General features: G+C 37.5%; 15 protein-coding genes. 8 read left to right on the forward strand and 7 right to left on the reverse strand.

The annotated features are described in order from the left end of the window. Window positions 1–10 precede the first annotated feature (10 nt). Window positions 11–3256 (reverse strand): S41 family peptidase, encoded by a 3246-nt coding sequence (locus FB2170_RS14980; protein ID WP_013307435.1) that lies wholly within the window; start codon window positions 3254–3256, stop codon window positions 11–13. Between the two features lie 162 nt (window positions 3257–3418). Here FB2170_RS14980 and FB2170_RS14985 point away from each other — a divergent pair, with 162 nt between their 5' ends. The 6 genes from FB2170_RS14985 to FB2170_RS15010 all read left to right on the forward strand — a co-directional run bounded on the left by FB2170_RS14985 (window position 3419) and on the right by FB2170_RS15010 (window position 14340). Next, a complete protein-coding gene (locus FB2170_RS14985; protein WP_013307436.1) occupies window positions 3419–6715 on the forward strand; it encodes an amidohydrolase family protein in 3297 nt (1098 codons plus the stop codon). A gap of 28 nt (window positions 6716–6743) precedes the next feature. Beyond that, complete coding sequence (locus tag FB2170_RS14990; protein ID WP_013307437.1) at window positions 6744–9968, forward strand: WD40/YVTN/BNR-like repeat-containing protein; 3225 nt, start codon at window positions 6744–6746, stop codon at window positions 9966–9968. A gap of 256 nt (window positions 9969–10224) precedes the next feature. Continuing rightward, window positions 10225–10902: a DUF2490 domain-containing protein gene (locus FB2170_RS14995; protein WP_013307439.1), complete on the forward strand. Its 678-nt coding sequence runs from the start codon at window positions 10225–10227 to the stop codon at window positions 10900–10902. Window positions 10903–10954: 52 nt separating this feature from the next. Continuing rightward, window positions 10955–12172: a bifunctional alpha/beta hydrolase/OsmC family protein gene (locus FB2170_RS15000; protein ID WP_013307440.1), complete on the forward strand. Its 1218-nt coding sequence runs from the start codon at window positions 10955–10957 to the stop codon at window positions 12170–12172. 127 nt (window positions 12173–12299) lie between these two features. Beyond that, window positions 12300–12935: a YceI family protein gene (locus tag FB2170_RS15005; protein ID WP_013307441.1), complete on the forward strand. Its 636-nt coding sequence runs from the start codon at window positions 12300–12302 to the stop codon at window positions 12933–12935. A gap of 214 nt (window positions 12936–13149) precedes the next feature. Continuing rightward, complete coding sequence (locus tag FB2170_RS15010) at window positions 13150–14340, forward strand: LETM1-related biofilm-associated protein (protein WP_013307442.1); 1191 nt, start codon at window positions 13150–13152, stop codon at window positions 14338–14340. A gap of 80 nt (window positions 14341–14420) precedes the next feature. On the opposite strand, the gene FB2170_RS15015 is transcribed toward FB2170_RS15010, so the two are convergent. From FB2170_RS15015 to FB2170_RS15040, 6 genes are all read right to left on the reverse strand, one after another. Next, entirely contained in the window at window positions 14421–15176 is a 756-nt protein-coding gene (locus FB2170_RS15015) for a LytR/AlgR family response regulator transcription factor (RefSeq protein ID WP_013307443.1), read from the reverse strand. A gap of 32 nt (window positions 15177–15208) precedes the next feature. Next, entirely contained in the window at window positions 15209–15562 is a 354-nt protein-coding gene (locus tag FB2170_RS15020) for a 2TM domain-containing protein (RefSeq protein ID WP_013307444.1), read from the reverse strand. Beyond that, the gene (locus FB2170_RS15025; RefSeq protein ID WP_013307445.1) at window positions 15562–15903 is read right to left on the reverse strand and encodes a 2TM domain-containing protein; all 342 of its coding nucleotides are present in this window, start codon (window positions 15901–15903) and stop codon (window positions 15562–15564) included. The genes FB2170_RS15020 and FB2170_RS15025 overlap by 1 nt, the downstream gene beginning before the upstream one ends. Further along, window positions 15894–16217, reverse strand: a complete 324-nt coding sequence (locus FB2170_RS15030) for a 2TM domain-containing protein (RefSeq protein ID WP_013307446.1) — start codon at window positions 16215–16217, stop codon at window positions 15894–15896. The genes FB2170_RS15025 and FB2170_RS15030 overlap by 10 nt, the downstream gene beginning before the upstream one ends. An 88-nt stretch (window positions 16218–16305) precedes the next feature. Further along, window positions 16306–17628 (reverse strand): 2TM domain-containing protein, encoded by a 1323-nt coding sequence (locus FB2170_RS15035; RefSeq protein WP_013307447.1) that lies wholly within the window; start codon window positions 17626–17628, stop codon window positions 16306–16308. A gap of 4 nt (window positions 17629–17632) precedes the next feature. Next, the gene (locus FB2170_RS15040; RefSeq protein ID WP_013307448.1) at window positions 17633–18253 is read right to left on the reverse strand and encodes a hypothetical protein; all 621 of its coding nucleotides are present in this window, start codon (window positions 18251–18253) and stop codon (window positions 17633–17635) included. A gap of 142 nt (window positions 18254–18395) precedes the next feature. Between FB2170_RS15040 and FB2170_RS15045 the strand changes: the two genes are divergently transcribed. Next, window positions 18396–19949: an NAD(P)/FAD-dependent oxidoreductase gene (locus tag FB2170_RS15045; RefSeq protein WP_013307449.1), complete on the forward strand. Its 1554-nt coding sequence runs from the start codon at window positions 18396–18398 to the stop codon at window positions 19947–19949. A gap of 66 nt (window positions 19950–20015) precedes the next feature. Continuing rightward, entirely contained in the window at window positions 20016–21314 is a 1299-nt protein-coding gene (locus FB2170_RS15050) for a DEAD/DEAH box helicase (protein WP_013307450.1), read from the forward strand. Window positions 21315–21365: the final 51 nt, after the last annotated feature.

Here is a 21365-nt window from a genome sequence, read left to right on the forward strand (position 1 = left end):
TAGATTTATATTATTTTACCTCTTTCATTAGCTCTTCAATAGATCTCTCAAGTTGCTCATCCCTACCTTTATCAACTACCCCTGGCATATTCTTTACCTTAATATCAGGATTAGTCTGGTTATTTTCCATCCATTCACCAGCCTTGTTTTTAGCACTTACAGGTACTACTCCCCAAACACCGCCATTGGGTAAACGTTCCCATCCTGCAAAACTACAGGTCCCAGGAACTGGCATACCAACAGTCTTACCAATCTTTAAATCGGAATAACCACTAGCAAAACAATGGCCATCACTATACATAGATTCATTATACATGGCCAGGGTAGGCTTGGTCCATCTTGATGTTGGTTCTCCTCCAACTCTTCTACTTTCAGTTTCATAAGATATAAACGGTACACCTGTGAAGAACATGGCCAAATCTGCCACTAAATCCCCTCCTCCGTTGAACCTTGTGTCTACAATAACCGCCTTCTTATCAGAAAATTTACCCATCATTCGCTCATAAATGGTGCGGTAAGGACCATCACTCATCCCCGGAATATGAACATACCCTAAAGTACCGTTACTTTTCTTTTCAACTTCTTTCTCATTTTGTTTTACCCAACGTTTGTATAACAAACCTCTTTCTTCGCCTAAGGAAATTGGTTTTACCGTTATCTGTCTTCTTGCCCCTTTAGAATCCAAAACCTCAAGCAAAGTAAAATTACCTGCTATCCTATTTAAATAAGTGGCAACATCTTTTGAAGGCATAATGGTTTCACCGTTGATTTTGTCAATAACCATTCCTTTCTTTAATTTCAAGGATGCTTTGTCTAACGGACCTCCGTTAAGTATCTCTGCGATTTTAATCCCATTTCCAGAATGTGAATAATCCATAAAAATACCTAAAGACGCAGTTGCGTCACCATTAGGTATTGAACCTCTATACCTTCCACCAGCATGGGAAACATTCAATTCACCTAAAAATTCCGAAATCATTTCAGCAAACTCATGGGAGTTCCCAATATGTGGCAAATATTTCTCATACTCCGTTCGCATTTGTTTCCAATCTATTCCATGAAAATTAGAATGATAGAAAATAGCATTGGTTCGTAACCAAATATGATCGAACATGAATCTTCTTTCAGCATCTGCGTCCAAAACCATTTCTGAGTTTATTTTCACAGCTTTGGTCTTTTTTGCCTTTAGGTCAACTTTAGAAATTTTACCATCGCTCAAAAGGAATAAGTTTTCCTGCTTTTTATCCCATTGCAAACTAGCAGACTTGGCGCCAAGTGAAACAAGCATTTTTGTACTCTTTGTTCGCAACTCGGTTTCCCAAAGGTTCAATCCTTTTTCAAATTGTGCCAGATAATAAAGCTTCTCTCCATCTTTGGAAAGCACGGCATCTGCCAATCGAGAGGAATGTATGGTCAATCTTGATTTTCTTGATTTTAAGTCTTCCCAATCAAATTTCAAGGTTTTTACAGCTTCTTCTTTTTTGTCTTTATCCTCATCTTTCTTCTTTTTCTTACTTCCCTTATCAACTTCTTTTTTATCCTTGTCTTCTTTGTTTATTTCTTCAATCTGTTTATTCAGCTCGTTCTCCTCCTTGGTCATCTTGAACTTATCCCAACTTTCCTTAGTTAAAAACATGCTATAGACATCAGCTTGACTACGACCACTGGTCGCGTAGCTTTTTAAACCATGACGATTGGCAAACCAGATCATCTGCTCGCCACCATTCACCCATTTAGGATAAAAATCATAATAACCGCTTTCGGTTAGGTTTTCTCTTTTGCTTCCATCAGCAGCCAACATTAGAATTTCCCCATTGCTCAATGAAGCAGCCCAACTTACCAATAACCACTTACTATCAGGGCTCCATTTAAAATATTTATCGCCATCGGACATATGAAACAGGTCCTTGGGCGTCAACAATGTTTTGGTCTCTTTTGTTTTCAGGTTCATGACTTTTAGTGTTCGTCTACCTTCTATGAACGCCACTGAATTACCATCAGGGGAAAACTCAGGTAGATAAACATCCATATTACTTGACACTAAGGTTTCTTCTTTTACCAAAGTTGACCCATAAAAGAAAGGTTCCTCTTTTCGGACTTTTTTGGTTTGGTAGATACTCCATTTACCATTTCTTTCAGAAGAATAGGCAACTGCTTTTCCATCATGGGTGAATTTCACAAAGCGTTCTTGTTCTGGTGTATTAGTTAATCTTTTGGTCAATGAATTTTCAACTGAAGTCACAAAAACCTCTCCTCTCGAGATAAAGGCAATCTGTTTGCCATCGGGAGATATATCCATTTCCTGCACACCTCCTTTTATCGAAACGAATTTATCAGAATTAGTACCGGCCTGTGTTCGAATATTGATTTGCACCTTATTTGGCTCCTCACCATCCTTCAATGTATACAATTCTCCGTCATAACTAAAGGCCATTGTACCTGCTCCTATACTCAAGGAACGTACCGGGTGCTTAGCCAGACTTGTTAGCCTTTCGTTCTGGGTTGGGTTCTCTAAACTCATTTTGTGCACATTAAAAGTGCCACTTTCCTCGCTCAGGTAGTACACGGTGTTTTGGTCTTGTGAATAAACAGGGTTACGATCTTCCCCGGCAAATGAGGTAATCATTTTATGTTCTCCCGAAGACACATCAAACGTCCAGACATCCCTTGTAATTGAAGATACATGGTGTTTTCTGAACTCATCTTCATATCCTTTTTTATCATGATAGATCAATTGCGAACCATTATTATTCACTTGTACATCTTCTATAGGCAAGGTAAGTACTTGACGCACCCTTCCCCCTTCTTTAGATACTGCGTATAATTCCGGTTGAGATCCTGTAGGGTATTGTCTATGGGCGACGTCATCTTGGCGCTGAGCTCCAAAAAACACCTCACTATCGTCTGCAGAAAAAGTATAGGGCCTTTCGTTATTACTATGAAACGTTAGCCTTGTTGCAGGCCCTCCTTTGGCATCCATAGTAAAAACATCAAAATTACCATACCTATTGGATGCAAATGACAAGGTTTTGCCATCCTTGCTCCAAATAGTTGCATAATCATGTGCTTCATGAAAAGTAAGTTGCGTGGCATCACCACCACTTGTTGCAACACTGTAAAGGTTGCCTTTATACGTAAAAGCAATAACTGACCCATCCGGCGAAATAGATGGGTATCTAACCCATTGCGGATTTATCTGGGCAAATGCAAAAAATGTACTAAGAAGAAAGGTGAAGTAAAATGTTCTGATTTTCATGATTGATTCCTGAATTAAAAATAGTTTCGGAAGATAGGGAAAAGAAAAAAACTAGCCTGAGTAAAAGGTGAATTTATCGCTTCTTCCCATTAACATCATTTTAAGACATTGTCGCAAAGATTTAGGTATATTTATGCGACTAATTAACCCACCTTACAACCAATGAAAAAATTACTCCTCACACTGGTGCTGTTCGCATCTATTTCCTTATTTGGCCAAGAAGACAAAAAAGATACAAAAACAAAGGAAAAATGGGATATCTCAAACCCGAAGGGGCAGTTTAATTATATTGAACATCAATTTAAGACAGACGAAGGTACATGGATGAACCTTGATGTAAGCCCAGATGGAAAAACCATTGTCTTTGACCTTCTAGGAGATATTTACAGTATACCCATTACTGGAGGAAATGCAAAAATTTTGCGAACTGGTATTCCTTTTGAGATACAACCAAGATTTAGTCCTAATGGAAAAAAAATTGCCTTCACCAGTGATGCAGGCGGTGGCGATAATATTTGGACCATGAATATCGATGGTAGTGATGCCAAGCAAATCACTAAAGAAAAATTCAGGTTGTTGAATAATGTAAGTTGGATGCCCGATGGAAACTATTTTGTGGCCAGGAAGCATTTTACATCACAGCGGTCCTTAGGAGCAGGTGAACTTTGGCAATATCATATTTCAGGTGGTTCTGGGTTGCAACTTACCAAACGAAAAAATGATCAGCAAGACGTAAACGAGCCCAATATTTCTCCTGATGGTAAGTATATGTATTATAGTGAAGATGTTTATCCTGGTGGATATTTTCAATACAACAAAGACCCAAACAAACAAATCTATGTTATAAAACGATATGATTTTGAAACAGGCAAGACCATTATTGTAACCGGAGGACCGGGAGGTGCAGCCAGACCTCAAGTTTCTCGTGATGGGAAAAAGTTGGCTTTTATTAAAAGGGTTAGAACAAAAACAGTATTATTCATTCATGACTTGGAAACGGGGGAAGAGTGGCCCGTAATTGATTCACTTAACAAAGACCAGCAGGAGGCATGGGCCATTTTTGGTGTTTACCCTAGCTTTAGTTGGTTACCTAATGACAAGGGCATTGTTTTTTGGAACAAAGGAAAGATTCACAAGGTTGATATAAATACCTTGGTGGTTACAAATATTCCGTTCACAGTTGATGCTAAAATAAAAATCGCCGAAACCGTTCATTTTGATTCGCCCGTTGCGCCAGAAGAATTTTCCGCTAAGGTTATTAGACATGCTGTGACTTCACCAGATAAAAAAACCTTGGTATTTAGTGCATTGGGACATTTATGGACCAAAAGATTACCAAATGGCAAACCAAAACGTTTGACCAAATCTGAGAATTTAGAATTTGAACCGTCGTTCTCAGCTGATGGAAAAAAACTAGTATACGTATCATGGAACGATGAGAGTTTGGGGGCAATACATTCAATTCCAGTAACGGGAGGAACCCCCTCCAAATTAACGACTCAAAAAGGAATTTACAGAACTCCTACTTATAGCCCAGATGGTAAAATGATTGTTTATGGAAAAGAGTCTGGCAACAATGATCAGGGGCGAACTTTTTCTAAGAAATCGGGGTTATATACCATGAGTGCTAACGGAACAAACCCTAAATGGATTTCAAAAGAAGGTGAATATCCACAGTTTACAGCCAACGGAAAACGCATCTTTTACAGAACAGGAGGAACTTACTTCGGTAATTTGACCAAAACACTTCATTCTATAGACCTTAATGGAAAGGATAAAAGAAATCATATTAAATCAAAATATGCCAATTTACTAGTACCTAGCCCTGATAATAAGTGGGTTGCATTCACCAATTTACACAAAGCCTTTATTGCACCATTAAACTTGAACGGAAAAACTGTTGATTTAGATAATAATTCTAAATCAGTTCCAGTTTCACAAATTGCTAAAGATGCCGGCATTAATCTTCATTGGTCTAAAGACAGTAAAACGATTTTCTGGACTTTGGGAGATGAATACTTTTCCAACAATATCAAGGATCGTTATACTTTTTTACCTGGCTCACCTGAAAAAGTTACAGCTATGGACTCTGTAGGACTAAAAATTGGTCTTACCGGTAAAACGGATAGGCCTGAAGGTCGTATAGCTTTTACCAATGCCAGGATTATTACAATGGAAGGTGATGAAGTAATTGAAAACGGCACTATATTAATTCATGAAAACCGAATTGAAAAATTGGGCAATTCAGGTGATATCAAGATTCCTTCTGGAGTAAAAATCTATGATGTGGAAGGAAAGACCATTATGCCAGGCATAGTTGATGCCCATGCCCACATAGGTGGTTTTAGGTATGGTTTGGCAACACAAAAACACTGGCAATTATATGCCAATTTGGCCTTTGGTGTTACCACTGTACATGATCCATCTGCCAATACAGAGAGTATTTTCACAATGTCAGAAATGGTCAAAAACGGAACAATGGTAGGACCTAGAATTTATTCCACCGGCTTTATTCTTTATGGTGCCGATGGGGATTTCAAAGCTGTTGTCAACAATTTAGAAGATGCCAAATCAGCAATAAGACGTACCAAAGCCTTTGGTGCTAAATCGGTAAAGAGTTATAATCAACCCCGTCGAGAACAACGTCAACAAATATTACAGGCAGCACGTGAATTGGGAATAAATGTTGTTCCAGAAGGTGGCTCTACCTTCTATGCGAATATGACAATGGTTATGGATGGGCATACAGGGATTGAACATAATATTCCCGTAGCCCCTGTTTATAAAGATGTAATTGAATTATGGAAAACGAGTGGTTCGGGCTATACACCAACATTGATTGTGAATTATGCAGGCATGAGTGGAGAATATTACTTCTACCAAAAAGATAATGTCTGGGAAAATGAAAAATTGTTGAAATACACTCCTAGAGCGATTATTGATGCCAGATCAAGACACAGGGTTATGGTTCCTGATGAAGAATACGAGAATGGTCATATACTAACCTCAAAAACAGTAACCGATCTTTCCCAAGCCGGAGTCAAGGTAAATTTAGGAGCTCACGGGCAATTACAAGGTCTTGGTGCTCATTGGGAGCTTTGGATGCTACATCAAGGTGGAATGACCAATCATGAGGCACTACAGACAGCTACTATTAATGGGGCTAATTATATAGGGGCAGGAAAAGAAATAGGATCCTTAAAAGAAGGTAAGTTGGCAGATTTGATTGTATTAGAAAACAATCCTTTGGAGGATATACGGAATACCGAAAGTGTAATATACACAATGGCCAATGGTAGATTGTACGATACCGATACCATGCATGAAATTGGAAATAACACCAATAATCGTGGTATGTTTTGGTTTGAAAACAATAAGTATAACGGCTCATTTCCTTGGCATGAAGAGGCCCAAAGTTTTACCAGACCTGGCTGCGGTTGCCATATAGGTCACAATTAGAATATATAGAAAATACAATAGAAACAAAATGAAAAAATTACTTTCCGTAGTGATGCTCTTTGCATCAATTTCACTTTTTGCACAAGATTTTAAGATGGACATGGTCCAGGATATGAAACCCCGAAATATTGGGCCTGGAGGAATGAGTGGCCGTGTTACCGCAATTGATGTTGTTCACAATAATCCTGATGTAATTTACGCGGGTACAGCTTCTGGCGGGCTTTGGAAATCTACTTCTGGAGGAATTAAATGGGAACCTATTTTTGATAAGGAAGTAACCGCTTCAGTAGGTGCTGTTGCGATTCAGCAGTCCAATCCGTCTGTGATTTGGGTTGGTACAGGGGAAGGAAACCCTAGAAATAGCTTAAATGGAGGTTATGGAATCTACAGATCACTTGATGGTGGCAAGAATTGGAAATCAATGGGATTGGAAAAAACCCGGCATATCCATAGAATCAAAATTGACCCAACTGACCCAAATACCATTTATGTTGGGGCCATTGGTTCACCCTGGGGAGAACATGCAGAACGAGGTGTTTACAAAACTACCAACGGAGGAGAAACTTGGGAAAAAATCCTTTTCGTAAATAACAAAACCGGAGTCGCAGATTTGATAATGGATCCCACCAATCCGAATAAACTCATTGCAGCCATGTGGGAACATAAAAGGGATCCGTGGTTTTTCAAGTCAGGTGGAAAAGGCAGTGGTTTGTACATGACCCATGATGGAGGAAAAAATTGGAAAAAACTATCAGAAAAAGATGGCCTGCCCAAAGGCGAACTTGGAAGAATAGGTGTTGCCATAGCACCAAGTAAACCAAACATTGTTTATGCTTTGGTCGAAGCAAAAAAGAATGCACTGTACAAGTCCGAAGATGGTGGTTTTAAATGGGAAAAAATAAATGATAAACCAGGAATAGGCAATAGACCTTTTTATTATTCTGAGATTTATGTTGACCCCCAAAATGAAAATAGGCTTTATACAGTATTTACCTATGTAAATGTATCTCAGGATGGTGGTAAAAACTTCAAGGAATTAATGCCTGCGTATGGAGTTGACAACGGCATTCACCCGGATCACCATGCTTGGTGGATACATCCTGAAAATGGCCAATTTATGGTGAATGGTAATGACGGAGGGCTTAATATTACTAGAGATGGTGGACAATCATGGCGTTTTATTGGCAACCTTCCTGTTGCACAGTTTTATCACATAAACACAGACAATGAATACCCGTACAATGTATATGGAGGTATGCAAGACAATGGCTCTTGGAGAGGACCTGCATACGTTTGGAGATCGCAGGGGATTCGCAACAGTTACTGGCAAGAAATTAGTTTCGGTGATGGCTTTGATGTTGTACCGGACCTAGAGGATTCAAGATATGGTTATACTATGAGTCAACAAGGGTTTGTACAACGTTACGATCATGAAACCGGTAATAATTATATCGTACGCCCAACTCCACCAGATGCAAAAACGAAGCTACGTTTTAATTGGAACGCGGCTATTGGCCAAGATCCTTTTAATAATAGCACAGCGTATTTTGGCAGTCAGTTTGTGCACAAAACTACTGATAAGGGCCTGACATGGACCGTTATTTCCCCTGATTTAACCACCAATGACCCAGAAAAACAAAAACAAAGTGAAAGTGGCGGATTGACCATGGATGCCACCGGAGCAGAGAACCATTGTACCATTTTGGTGATTGAACCATCTCTGTTAGAAAAAGATATGATGTGGACGGGCAGTGATGATGGTAGGGTGCACTATACACAAAACGGCGGTGCCAATTGGACAGAGGTGACACAAAATATCAAAGGATTACCAAAGGGTAGTTGGGTTGCTCAAATAAAAGCATCGAAAAAAAATAAAGGCGAAGCCCTGTTGATTGCTAACGACTATAGAAGATTCAACTACACCCCATATGCTTATAGAACAAAAAACTATGGCAAGACCTGGGAGCGTATTGTTGATGGTACAGATGTAAAAAGCTATACTCTTTCTATTGTTGAAGATACTGAGAATCCAAATTTGATGTTTTTAGGAACAGACGATGGACTGTACATTTCCTTCAACGCTGGTGTAAAATGGCAAAAATGGACAGAAGGCTTCCCAACCGTATCAACCAAAGACTTAGTAATTCACCCTAGAGAACAAGATTTAGTGATTGGTACTTTTGGCCGCGCTGCATGGGTCTTAGATGATATTCGCCCTCTAAGAGCAGTTGCCAGCGATGCCTCATTTCTAAAAAAAGAAATCGAGGTTTTCTCCCCTCCTACCGCTTACCAAGCAGCGTATCAACAACCTACTGGCAGTAGGTTCGGTGGTGATGCTCTTTATAATGCTGAAAACAGGAAATCAGGTGCAATGATTACTTATTACCTGAAAGAAGGAAAGAAAAAAGAAAAAGATGATAGCGCCAAAAACGATAAAAAAGAAGAAGAAAAATCGGATAGCTCGGAGGAAAAAAAGAAATTGACCGGAGTTCAGAAAAAAGATTCCGTAATGTTTCAGATTTATGATGGTGAACGTTTAATTCGGACTATAAAGAAAAAGACTCCAGAAAAAGCTGGTTTCCATAGAATTTATTGGAACATGGATGAGAAAGGTCCAGACAGTCCTTCACGTAAAATCTCCAAAAGCAAAAATGAGAGAGGTGGTGCCGATGTAAAACCTGGGAAGTTTAAGGTTAAAGTAAGCTTTGGTGAAATGAGCGATGAAACGAGCATTGAAGTAAAATCAGACCCAAGAATAGATGTTTCTTCAACCTCAATCAACGAAGTTTACGAAACTTCACAAAAAATCAGTGACTTCACCCAAAAAGCAGCCGACGCTGTTAAACAATTGGTTGAGAGTAAAAATGTAGCAACCAAATATCAAAAAGAACTTAAAGAGTTAGATGATGATAAATATAAAGATCAAATAAAAGCTTCTAAGGATATTGTAATACAAATAGATTCTGTTATTGCACTCTATATAGGTAAAGAGGACAAAAGACAGGGGATTACCCGGAATCCTGAAATTACGGTAATGCAGCGCCTTGGCAATGCCAATTATTACTCTGCTACCCGTAAAACAGGAATTACCGCAACTGAAAAGAGACTTATTCATTTTGCTGAAGAAGAGCTTAGAAGTGCCCTTGAAAAAACGAATGCTTTCTTTAATGATAAATGGAAGGCCTATAGAGAGGACATTGAAAAACAAGAATTTAGTCCTTTTAAAAAGGTCGAAACCTTTAGTTTGGACTAAAAACTATTTAAAAAATACAGAACCATAACCCCTCTAGTTATAAATTTGAGGGGTTTTTATTTATTACATGTTTCTATTTTTCTTTCATCAACATAAATACTTATTAGTAATAAGTTAGACTTTTTGACCCTTTAAAAAAGCATAAAATTTTACAAAAACTTGATTTTTATCAGGTTTTCCCATACAGCTCACTAGTACATTTGTAAACTCCCAACCGTATATTATTTTGGGAGCAATAACAAACCAAACAACAATCATGAAAAAAGCCCTCTTGCTTATTTCGCTACTGCTCACAATTACATCTAATTCTCAAAATACCAATGAAGATAATTGGGGTTCTTGGATTATGCTGTATGGCACCAATAGAATAGCTGATGACTTCAAAATAATTACAGAATTTAGAGTTCACCACTTTGAATTATTCAACGATCTAGACAATCAGTTCATAAGAACAGGACTTGACTATCAACTAACATCAGGCATCTCAGTAACTGCGGGGTACATTCATCAATACTCTGAAACACTTAACGACATCAGTGTTTCAGAAAATAGGCCCTATGAGGAAATCACTTTTAAAAGCAATTATAAAAAATTCAAAATAGCTCACAGATATCGAATAGAGCATAGATGGATAAACAAAGAAGGAAATACTGATTTTAAACATAGACTACGGTATCGTTTTCAGATTAAACATCCTTTATCTGAACGCGTTTATCTTATGGCAATGAACGAATTATTCCTTAACCTCAAAGAATCCGTTTTCAATCAAGATAGGCTGCAAATGGGGGTTGGGTATGTTTTCAGTTCGGATCTTAAACTGGAATTAGGCTACTTAAAAAACTACTTCTCAACCAGTGACATTGATATTTTCAGAATAGGAATCCTATTCAACACTGATCTTCGTAAAAAGAGCAAACCAGAATTAAAGAATTAAGTATTTCCATTGATCCACGACCAACCATTCAAATCATAAAAACCAGATTTGAATGAATTTGCAAAAAGTTAATTTCAAAAATAAAAATGGCGAATCTCTAATCGGTAGATTAGAGCTTCCGGTAAATCAACATCCGCACAATTATGCCATTTTCGCTCATTGCTTTACCTGTAATAAAAATTTATCTGCGGTGAGAAATATTAGCAAAGCGCTAATTTCAAGTGGTTTTGGGGTGCTTCGTTTTGATTTTACCGGCCTGGGAGAGAGTGAGGGTGATTTTTCAGATACAAATTTCTCAGGCAATGTTGAAGATTTAGTGGTCGCAGCTGATTTTTTAAAGAAAAACTATAAGACTCCTTCCCTGATTATTGGGCATTCGCTCGGAGGTGCCGCAGCAATTTATGCTGCATCACAAGTAGAATCGATTAAAGCAGTAGCAGTAATTGGCGCCCCCTCCAATCCGAGGCATGTAAAACATTTGTTGCAAAACAGCGTTGAAGAAATTGAAAATAGCGGAAAGGCAATTGTAAATCTTAGCGGCCGCGATTTCACCATTAAAAAACAGTTCCTGGATGACCTTGAACATAAAACACTGCCAGAAACGCTAAAAAAACTTAGAAAACCGGTCCTAATTTTACATTCTCCTCAAGACACCACTGTTGAAATTAAAAATGCTGAAGAACTCTATATAGCAGCAAGGCATCCAAAGAGTTTTGTGTCTTTGGATGGAGCGGATCACCTATTAACCGGTAAGGATGATTCAACATATGTAGGTGAAGTCATATCCGGTTGGGCGAAAAGATACTTGAATATAAATTCATTAGAAAGCCGACCCACAACCAAACATCAAGTTGTAGCCAGTTTGGATTATGAAGACGGTTTCACCACCCAAATGAAAGTGGGCAGTCATTTTATGGTAGCCGATGAACCAATTAGCTTTGGTGGCAATGATTTTGGCCCTTCACCATATGAGCTAGTTTCAGCCGGACTCTCGGCATGTACGGCAATGACCTTGCAGATGTATGCTAAGCGCAAGAATTGGCAAATAACCAATGTTGAAGTGCATACCACATATAGCAAAACGCATGCTAAGGATTGTGAAGATTGTGAATCGCCTTCAGCTAAAATCGATACGTTCAATAAAGAGATTAAAATTGAGGGTGACTTGAATAACAAACAGTTGGAACGTCTCTTACAAATTGCTGATAAATGCCCCGTTCACAAAACACTTCACAGTGATACTCAGATAATAAGCAAACTAATTCTCTAAAGTCGCAAGGCGGCTAAACCTGGCCAAATTGCTTTATAATTAAATGCATACGGTCCAATACCTTGACGAATCTTGCGCTCCTCGAATTATTAATTAACTTTAGATCAAAATCCAAAAACAAAGACAAATGAAAAAAATCAAAATACTTGCATTAGGCCTGATTTTATTAGTAGGTTATAATTGTAAGGATGCTAAAAAGGAAAAAGCAAAAGAGGTCAAGGAAATCACCCAAGATAGTTTCACCATTATAAAAGACTCCACAAAAGTGAGTTTTACCGCTTATAAAACCTCGGAAAAGCTACCTGTAGGAGGCAAATTTCTTGAGGTTAATTTCAAAGAAACCAAAAGTGGAGTAACCGCAATGGAAGCATTAAACGGAACATCATTTAGTATTCCAGTTAGAAGTTTGTTCACGAATGATGCAACAGGGACTAGGGACCCCAAACTTTTGGAGTTCTTTTTTGGAGTTATGAAAAATACAGATTTAATATCAGGAGTGTTCAAAACCGGGGCGGATAATACATGCTCAATTGATGTGACCATGAATGGTGAAACAGCCAACATCCCTTTGGAATTTACCATAGATTCAGAAACCAACATTACCTTTAATGGTAAGTTGAACCTAGAAGACTGGAAAGCTCTTGATGCTCTTGCCTCTTTGAATGAAGCTTGCAAAGAATTGCATACTGGAAAAGATGGTGTTTCAAAAACTTGGAATGACGTCGCTGTGCAGGCTCAAGTGCAATTAAATAAGAACAAATAGGAAAATCAGAGGGCATTACCATTTGTCTTCTCAAAATTTAAAAGTCGCTTTAGGCGACTTTTTTTTGTTTTATGCGTTCTCAGGATTATCTATGATTTTGATTCGCTCAAAATATTATCAAAAAATCAATAATCTGTCAAATCTTTGTAAAAAAAAAGCTCTATTCACTCAATGTCCTTTAATTTCCTTTAATTTGAGGCGTTAATCATTTTCTATGAACCCTTCTTCCTCTGGCTGGATAGACAAGTTTGGATACCTGGTCAAAGACCAGATGGATAACTACAAAGACTACCAAGACCTATACAACGCCTTAAAAAAAACAGGGTTTGTCTATGGAATGAATATTAGAATCCCAAGGTTTATTACCCCTGAACATAAGCTATCGGAAGACGAAAAAGCAAAAATCAATCTACTCGCAGCACTATATTTCACCTACCGTTTTGAAAAGAAAAACCCCGACTTCGAGTCTTTTTTACATGAGGTGTTTGGTTTTTATCAAGATTTAGGATTAAATCAAATTTCATTTCTAAAAAAACTCTTTATCGGTAGCAAAACTTCAAATCAGCTTGAAAAGTTGATAGATACAAGAGTTTATCTAGAAGATAATGTCATTAGTAAGACCTTCAATAGTATTATAACCAACTCACTACTTTATATTGATGTACTCACTTTCAAGCACTATCTGAGTACTCGAGATTCAGTTGAGGAATATGCCGAAAATTTGGAATATATTGCTATGAACATTATTTATCATACGCTTAATTCAAAGGAGAAAAACAAGAGTGATCATAAATTGGCCCATTTATTTGAAGCTTCATTAACCTATATTGATGGTTATGAACAAACTTATGATGATAATTATCGGGAAAAAATAGCTGCGAATTTGTCGGTATTAGAGAATCAATATTTTCTAGATATTGCATCATTAACTATTTGGGAAGATCAATCGGTGCACTATTTAGAGTCTGAATTCATCTACGGAATTGGAAAAGATCTAAAGTTCAATGATAACGAAATTGCAAATTCCCTTGATGAAATTGCTCGCTTTTTTGAGGAAAATTCGGAGGTGATTCCTTACATAAAAGACCACAATTTAGCTTTCAAATTTTATGAAAGTATGTCAAAAATTGTGAACAAACTAATTTTAAGGAATAGTAAAAGGCTTCAAAAAGAGCTTTCAGAAAGTAAGGAATTAGTAGCTCTAATTTCAAAATCAACCATTAGGGATTTGAGTTCAGAAGAGAAGAAAAAAGTACAAAGTCAGTTGTTGGATATTTTTAAAAGCATACCATCCCTCGCTATTTTTATGCTACCAGGTGGAGCCGTTTTATTACCCATTTTCATAAAATTAATTCCGAAGTTGTTACCATCATCCTTTGACGAGAACAGAATTGACAAAAAATAAGCTTTTTCTTATGAAATACACACTATAAGAAATATCTATGATATATGTTAATTAATTATAAATCAGATATTTAATTACTATTATTCCAACCATAACTTAAAGTCTCGGACTCGCTCCCTACTTACAATGATTTCTTGGTCAATATAGCGATTTAATTTGATTTTCAATCGCGAATTTGTGTAAGAAATGATGTCTTGGATATGGTTAATATTGATGTAATATTTTCTACTCACCCGGAAAAAAATCTTGGGTTCAAGTTCAGATTCCAAGTTTTCCAAAGTGGTGTCAAGTAAATAATTCCTACCATCAGAAGTAGCAGCATAGGTACCTTTATTTTCGCTATAAAAACACTCTACCTCATCGGCATTTATAATTTTCAAGTGCTGCCCTACCCTAGTGGTAAATCTTTTTTTGTATTCTCTTTCAATTGGGTTGACCAACAACTTTTTTATGTCGTCAAAATCCAATGACAATTTTTGTGATGTTGGTTTTAACGCTTTGAACTTTTTCACTGCACTTTCCAATTCCTCATCATCAATCGGCTTCAATAAATAATCAATGCTATTTAATTTGAAAGCTTGCAACGCATATTCGTCATATGCAGTTGTAAAAATTATTGAGCTCTGAACATCTACATGATCAAAAATTTCAAAGGAGAGTCCGTCTGATAATTGTATGTCCAGAAAAATAAGGTCTGGATGGTCATTAGCTTCAAACCAGGTAATTGATTCTTCTACAGAATGTAGCATCGTTGACACCTCAACATTCAACTCTGATAATAATCGACTAAGTCTTCTTGCCGCAGGTTTTTCGTCTTCTATTATAATTACATTCATACAATTCAGATAATTTTTGTACTCAATTAGAATTAATTATTTTTTTCAAGGTATTTCTTGATCTGTCTTTCTTCCCATTTTTTGATGAAGCCGGAAGCAGATTTTGTTTTATTCGATTTTATAACATTGAAAGCAAAAAGCCCATGAATCAATACTCCTACCCCCCATAGCAGCGGTGTGCTGACCAAATTGATCATCCACCAATAGTGAAAATCAGGATCAATAATGTCTTGCCAATTAAACTGGTTATATAAGGTTGCATAAACCCCAACTAGTACGATATTAACAGCAATATATACACTGAGATGCCTGTAAAACCTCTTAATACCATCCACTCTCTTTTCGGCCTTCTTTAACAGTACTCTTCCATTTATATTCTCCTCCATTACCTATATTTTTCAGCTTCGTTCCTATCTTTTTCCATATACTTCTGAATTTGCTTTTCTTCCCAATTTTTACCTAAAATAGGATTGTGCGAAAAGACTTTTGCACCATGAAAGAATACACCAATACCCCAAAAGAACCATACAGCAAATGTTCCAAAATCAAAAAACACATCAGTAAAACTTTTACCTTCCCCTAAATCGCTCATAATCTTCATTGTAGTAATAAAGGTGTTCACCATAATATAAACAGTTAAATGAATATAGAACCCCTTTAACTCCTCTACTCTTTTTTTGGCTCGTTTTAATTTACCTCTATCGTTGTTGTCGTCTATTACTTCCATCTCCTTTGTTTTTCATCGTCCTGCATATACTCCTTAATCTTACGTTCTTCCCAATTTCTACCAAAAAACGGGTTTAATTCAAACGCTTTAAGCGCGTGAAATATAATGCCTATACCCCAACCAAAAGCGGCCCATAAAAACCAAGGGTACCTCCATTCATCGGTCCAATAATTAATACCGGCCAAAAAGGCTATGAAGAATATATACGACATTAGATTTGTATAGAATTTTTTAATACAATCTACTCTCTCTTTTGCTCTAAAATACTTTCTGTCTTTTTCTGAAGTTTCCATTTTCTTGTTGGTTTTTTCCATTTATTTATTACTTCAAAAGTATAATGTAGGCTACCATTTATTAAACATTCATTACCCAATTGTCATTTTTCGTGGATGGATTGATTAATTAGAACTGATCGTCATCCATAAACTTTCTAATCTTACGTTCTTCCCAGCCCTTCCCCCATAAAGGGTTATAACCAAAAACCTCCATCCCATGCACTGTCACTCCAAATCCCCAACCCAAAGTCGGGAAAATTATCCAAGGAAAACTGGTTGTATTGTAATTGAGAATAGCCAGACAGGGGATTACAATTAAATATGCCGTAAGATTGCCATAAAACCCTTTAAGTTGTTCTACATGCTCCTTGGCCTTTTCATAGCGTTTGTCATCTATATATGTTTGTTGTGTTTCCATTACTGATACTTGTTTTGTGAGCAAGGGGATTTTTACTCTAAAATCATTAGTTGATTTTGTGATTTCCACTTGCCTATCTGTTAATATTCCGTAGCGTTGTTGAATATTTTGCAAGCCTACTCCACTACTCTTTTTTACTACCTGTTTTGCCTGGAGGTTATTTTCAACTATTAGCATACCTTCTTCTTCATAAACCTTTAAATACAATGGTTTTGCAGACGTCACAATATTATGCTTTACAGCATTTTCTAACAACAATTGTAATGAAAGGGGAACAATTTTAGCTTCTGGATTAATACTTTGATCTGGTATATCAAGATGTATACTATCCTCAAACCGCATTTTTAAAAGCTTAACATAGGTTTTGGCAAATTGAAACTCTTCATCAACTGAGACCAAATCCTTGTTTTTCTGTTCCAGCACGTATCTATACACTTTTGATAATGAAGTTGTGAACTTTTGAGCTTGATACGGATCTTCCTCTATCAAACTGGTCAAAACATTCAGACTATTAAATAGAAAGTGTGGATCCAGTTGGTTTTTAAGGGCATCAAATTTTGCTGAAGCTGTACCAGCAATTATTTTCTGTTCCTTGACCTTTTTATCCTGTAAGGCTCTATAGAAGTAGAATGCATGAAAGAAAAGTGTTACAATTAATGCAATTGCCAGAGCTATCAGGTAATAATTTAGCTTCTCACCTGCAATAAACTGCCCCAAAGTCTTGCCATAAATAACAACTGATAAGAACATCCGAATCAACCCATAAGTAATCACAGTTATTATAATGGAGCCAATTGAGCCAACCAATAGCCTTTTTGTGGCCTGTGTCTCCCAACTGTACTTTTTCGAAATATATTTATTGTAATAGGCATTCACCATAGTCAACGAAAAAGCAAAAACGAAGTTCCATCCCATGAATTCGAGTTGCTCGAGCAATTCAAACTCGGTATTCCAATAAACAATCCTTGATACCAAGCCTATAGCCAAGGTAACAACAATACTGATTTTCAATAATTTCCAAAACTCCTTCATATAATTACTTACAATTTTTCAATACTTCAATAGCTCTATCTTGGCCCCAATTCGGATGAAAAGGTGCCTCCGGTTTAAAGTTAGCAAAAAGTTCCAAGGATCGTTCAATATCCTTACAGAAGGGAGTTGTGTCCTGCCCAAAGAATTTGGCTGACCCCATGTCCCATTCAGCTTTGGAGAACAAAACTCTTGGGTTCTCTGGATTCAATTGCAAAGCTTTTTGGTACAAGGCTACGACCTTTCCAGAATATAACATGCCATATGTAGCCCCATCAAATGCCACCCACGCCGTATAGATCATGGCCTGTTGCACCAAAATTTCAGGATTATCGGGAGATATAGCCTTTGCTATATCAATGAATTCCTGCGCTTTCTCTAACTGCTGGGTTAGTTTCTCTTTGTCTTTTTCCCCAAAGGATGCCACGGTATTAACTTGTGCGGCATAATAGGCAGGCAACCAATTATCAAGTTCAGCAGATGAGATTCTTTCAAACATATTTGCAGCCTCAGTGTTTTTACCTTCACCCCATAATTGAAATGCTTTTTCCATTCCGTTGGTGTATCTATCCTGAGCCATTGAGATAGTGGCAACAAATAATAGCATTAATGTAATTCCTTTTTTCATGATTTTAGTTTTTAATTATTAATGGCCCAAAATTGAATTATTAGCTTGAATACAAAAAAAAAGAAATACCCAATTGTAGTTTTAGGTGGATGGGTTGTATACCCAATTTATTTCTTGACTTTATTTAAAGTAATTTTGACCCATGGTCAGACAAATTCAACTTAGGGTTTCTTTAAAGGAAGAATCCCAAAAAGATATTCTATTAAAAAAAGTCGCAAAATATCTGAGTGAACCAGAAAAGGACCTGACCATAAAGGTTTTACGAAGATCAATTGATGCCCGAAAATCCACCATTTATTTTAATTATAAGATGGAGGTCTACATTCGGGAACAGCCGAACGAAAAACCCACATATGCTTTTGATTACAAAGATGTATCAAAAGCGAAGGAGGTACATATAGTTGGGTTTGGACCTGCTGGTATGTGGGCTGCACTAAGATGCCTTGAATTGGGCTACAAACCAATTGTACTTGAACGCGGGAAAAAAGTTCAGGAGCGAAGACGTGACCTAAAGGCCATAAACCAAGACCATATTGTAAACGAAGACTCCAATTACTGCTTTGGAGAAGGCGGTGCAGGTACATACTCTGATGGTAAATTATATACACGAAGTTTAAAAAGAGGAGACGTAAAACGTATTTTCGAAAGTTTGGTGCATCACGGAGCAACCGAACAGATACTAATTGATGCCCATCCCCATATTGGTACTAACAAACTCCCAAAAATTGTTCAAAATATTCGTGAAACCATAATCAAATTTGGAGGTGAAGTCCATTTTGAAACCAGAGTTACCGATTTTGTTATCAAGAATAAAAAACTTGTGGCAATCGCTCTCCAAAATGGAAAGGAATTGAATGTAAAACGGGTGGTTCTTGCCACAGGTCATTCAGCGAGGGATATTTTCTATCTACTGAAAAACAAAGAAATAGCCTTAAAAGCAAAATCTTTTGCAATGGGCGTTCGGGTTGAACATCCCCAGCGAATAATAGATTCTATTCAATACCATTGTAAAGGGGAAAGAAATGAATTATTGCCAGCTGCGGCATATAGTTTGGTTCAACAGGTGAAAAATAGAGGTGTCTATTCTTTTTGTATGTGCCCAGGTGGATTCATAGTGCCAGCGGCTACAGCTCCAGGAGAAGTCGTTGTAAACGGCATGTCGCCTTCAAAACGAAATAATCTATTCGCCAATTCTGGTATTGTGGTCGAAATAAATGTTGATGAAGATATTCCGAAATACGAAAAATTTGGTGTGTTAAAAGGTTTGGAATATCAAAAAGATTTGGAACGACTCGCATTTACTGCTGGAGGGCGCAGCCAAGTTGCCCCGGCCCAACGATTAACTGACTTTGTTGAAGGAAAGCTTTCCAATGACCTCAACCCCACATCTTATCAACCAGGATTAAAATCTGCTCCCCTACATTCATTATTGCCCAAATTAATTGGTAGTAGACTTAGAAAAGGGTTTTCCGAATTCGGAAAGAAAATGCATGGCTATCATACCCTCGAGGCCAATATAGTTGGAGTAGAATCAAGGACTTCATCCCCAGTAACGATTCCCAGAAATGACAACTTGGAACATATTCAAATTGAAGGACTTTTCCCCTGTGGTGAAGGCGGTGGTTATGCCGGCGGTATCGTTTCGGCCGCCATGGATGGTGAACGTTGTGCAGAGGCTGCGATACGTGGTCTTTAGTATAAATGAACGGAAAAAAATTATCCCAACTATTACATTACCTTTGCCGCTAATTTTTCACACTACATGACATTCAAAAATTTAGGCATAATAGAACCCATCCTTAAAGCTCTGGGGCAAGAAGGTTATTCAAGTCCAACGCCCATTCAAGAGCAAGCTGTTCCCATACTTTTAAAAGGCAAAGACCTTTTAGGCTGCGCACAGACCGGTACCGGAAAAACTGCTGCGTTCGCTATCCCCATACTTCAACAAATCCATAATGACCGGCAATCAAATGACCGTCATCGAAAAATCAAGGCATTGGTTGTAACGCCAACACGAGAATTGGCCATTCAAATAGGTGAGAGTTTTACTGCGTATGGCAAATTCACAGGAATTAGAAATACAGTCATTTTTGGTGGAGTAAAACAAGGAAAGCAAACGCAGGCTCTAAAAAACGGAGTTGATATATTAATTGCAACACCAGGACGATTGTTAGATTTAATGAACCAAGGCTTTATTTCATTAAGAGATATAGAATATGCTGTTCTTGATGAGGCAGACCAAATGTTGGATATGGGCTTTATTCATGACATTCGAAAAATCATTGCCAAATTACCTCCAAAAAGACAATCACTTTTCTTTTCAGCTACTATGCCCAAAGATATTGTAGCACTATCACGAACCATTTTAGGTGATTTTGAGCGTGTTACCATAAAACCCGAACAAGCTACAGCAGAAAAAGTAGAACAACTGGTATACTTCGTTAATAAATCGAACAAGGTTAAATTACTGGTACATCTACTGGAGAACAGGCCGAATAGTTCAGTTTTGGTTTTCTCAAGAACCAAACATGGAGCAAACAAGATTGTTAAAAAATTAGGACAGGCTGATATTGCCTCAGCCGCTATTCATGGGAACAAATCACAAACGGCAAGACAAAAAGCCTTAGGTGATTTTAAGGCCGGAGAACTAAAAGTATTGATTGCCACCGACATTGCCGCCCGAGGTATAGATGTTGATGACCTGGCCTTGGTAGTGAACTTTGATTTACCTAATGTTCCGGAAACCTATGTGCACCGAATAGGTAGAACTGGAAGGGCAAGCGCAAGTGGTATTGCCATTTCATTTTGTGATAGGGATGAACAACCTTATCTACGTGATATTGAAAAGCTTATTAAACAACAAGTGCCAAGAATGCCAGAACATCCGTTCATCAGCGATGATTCAACGGAAGTGCTTAATCCCAAACAAAATAAGGGGAATTCAGGTAATCGAAATAGGTCCTCATCTCAAAACAGAAGAAAATCAAATTATCGAGGAGGCAATAAAAACAATCGAAGGAAGAGAAACGATAACAGGAACAAGTCTAGTGGAAGAGATTAGTAACTGCCATTTTTATTATTACAATGATTAGAGGTGTCAAGACTAATGCAT

The organism is Maribacter sp. HTCC2170 (assembly GCF_000153165.2).
Classification (GTDB): domain Bacteria; phylum Bacteroidota; class Bacteroidia; order Flavobacteriales; family Flavobacteriaceae; genus Maribacter_A.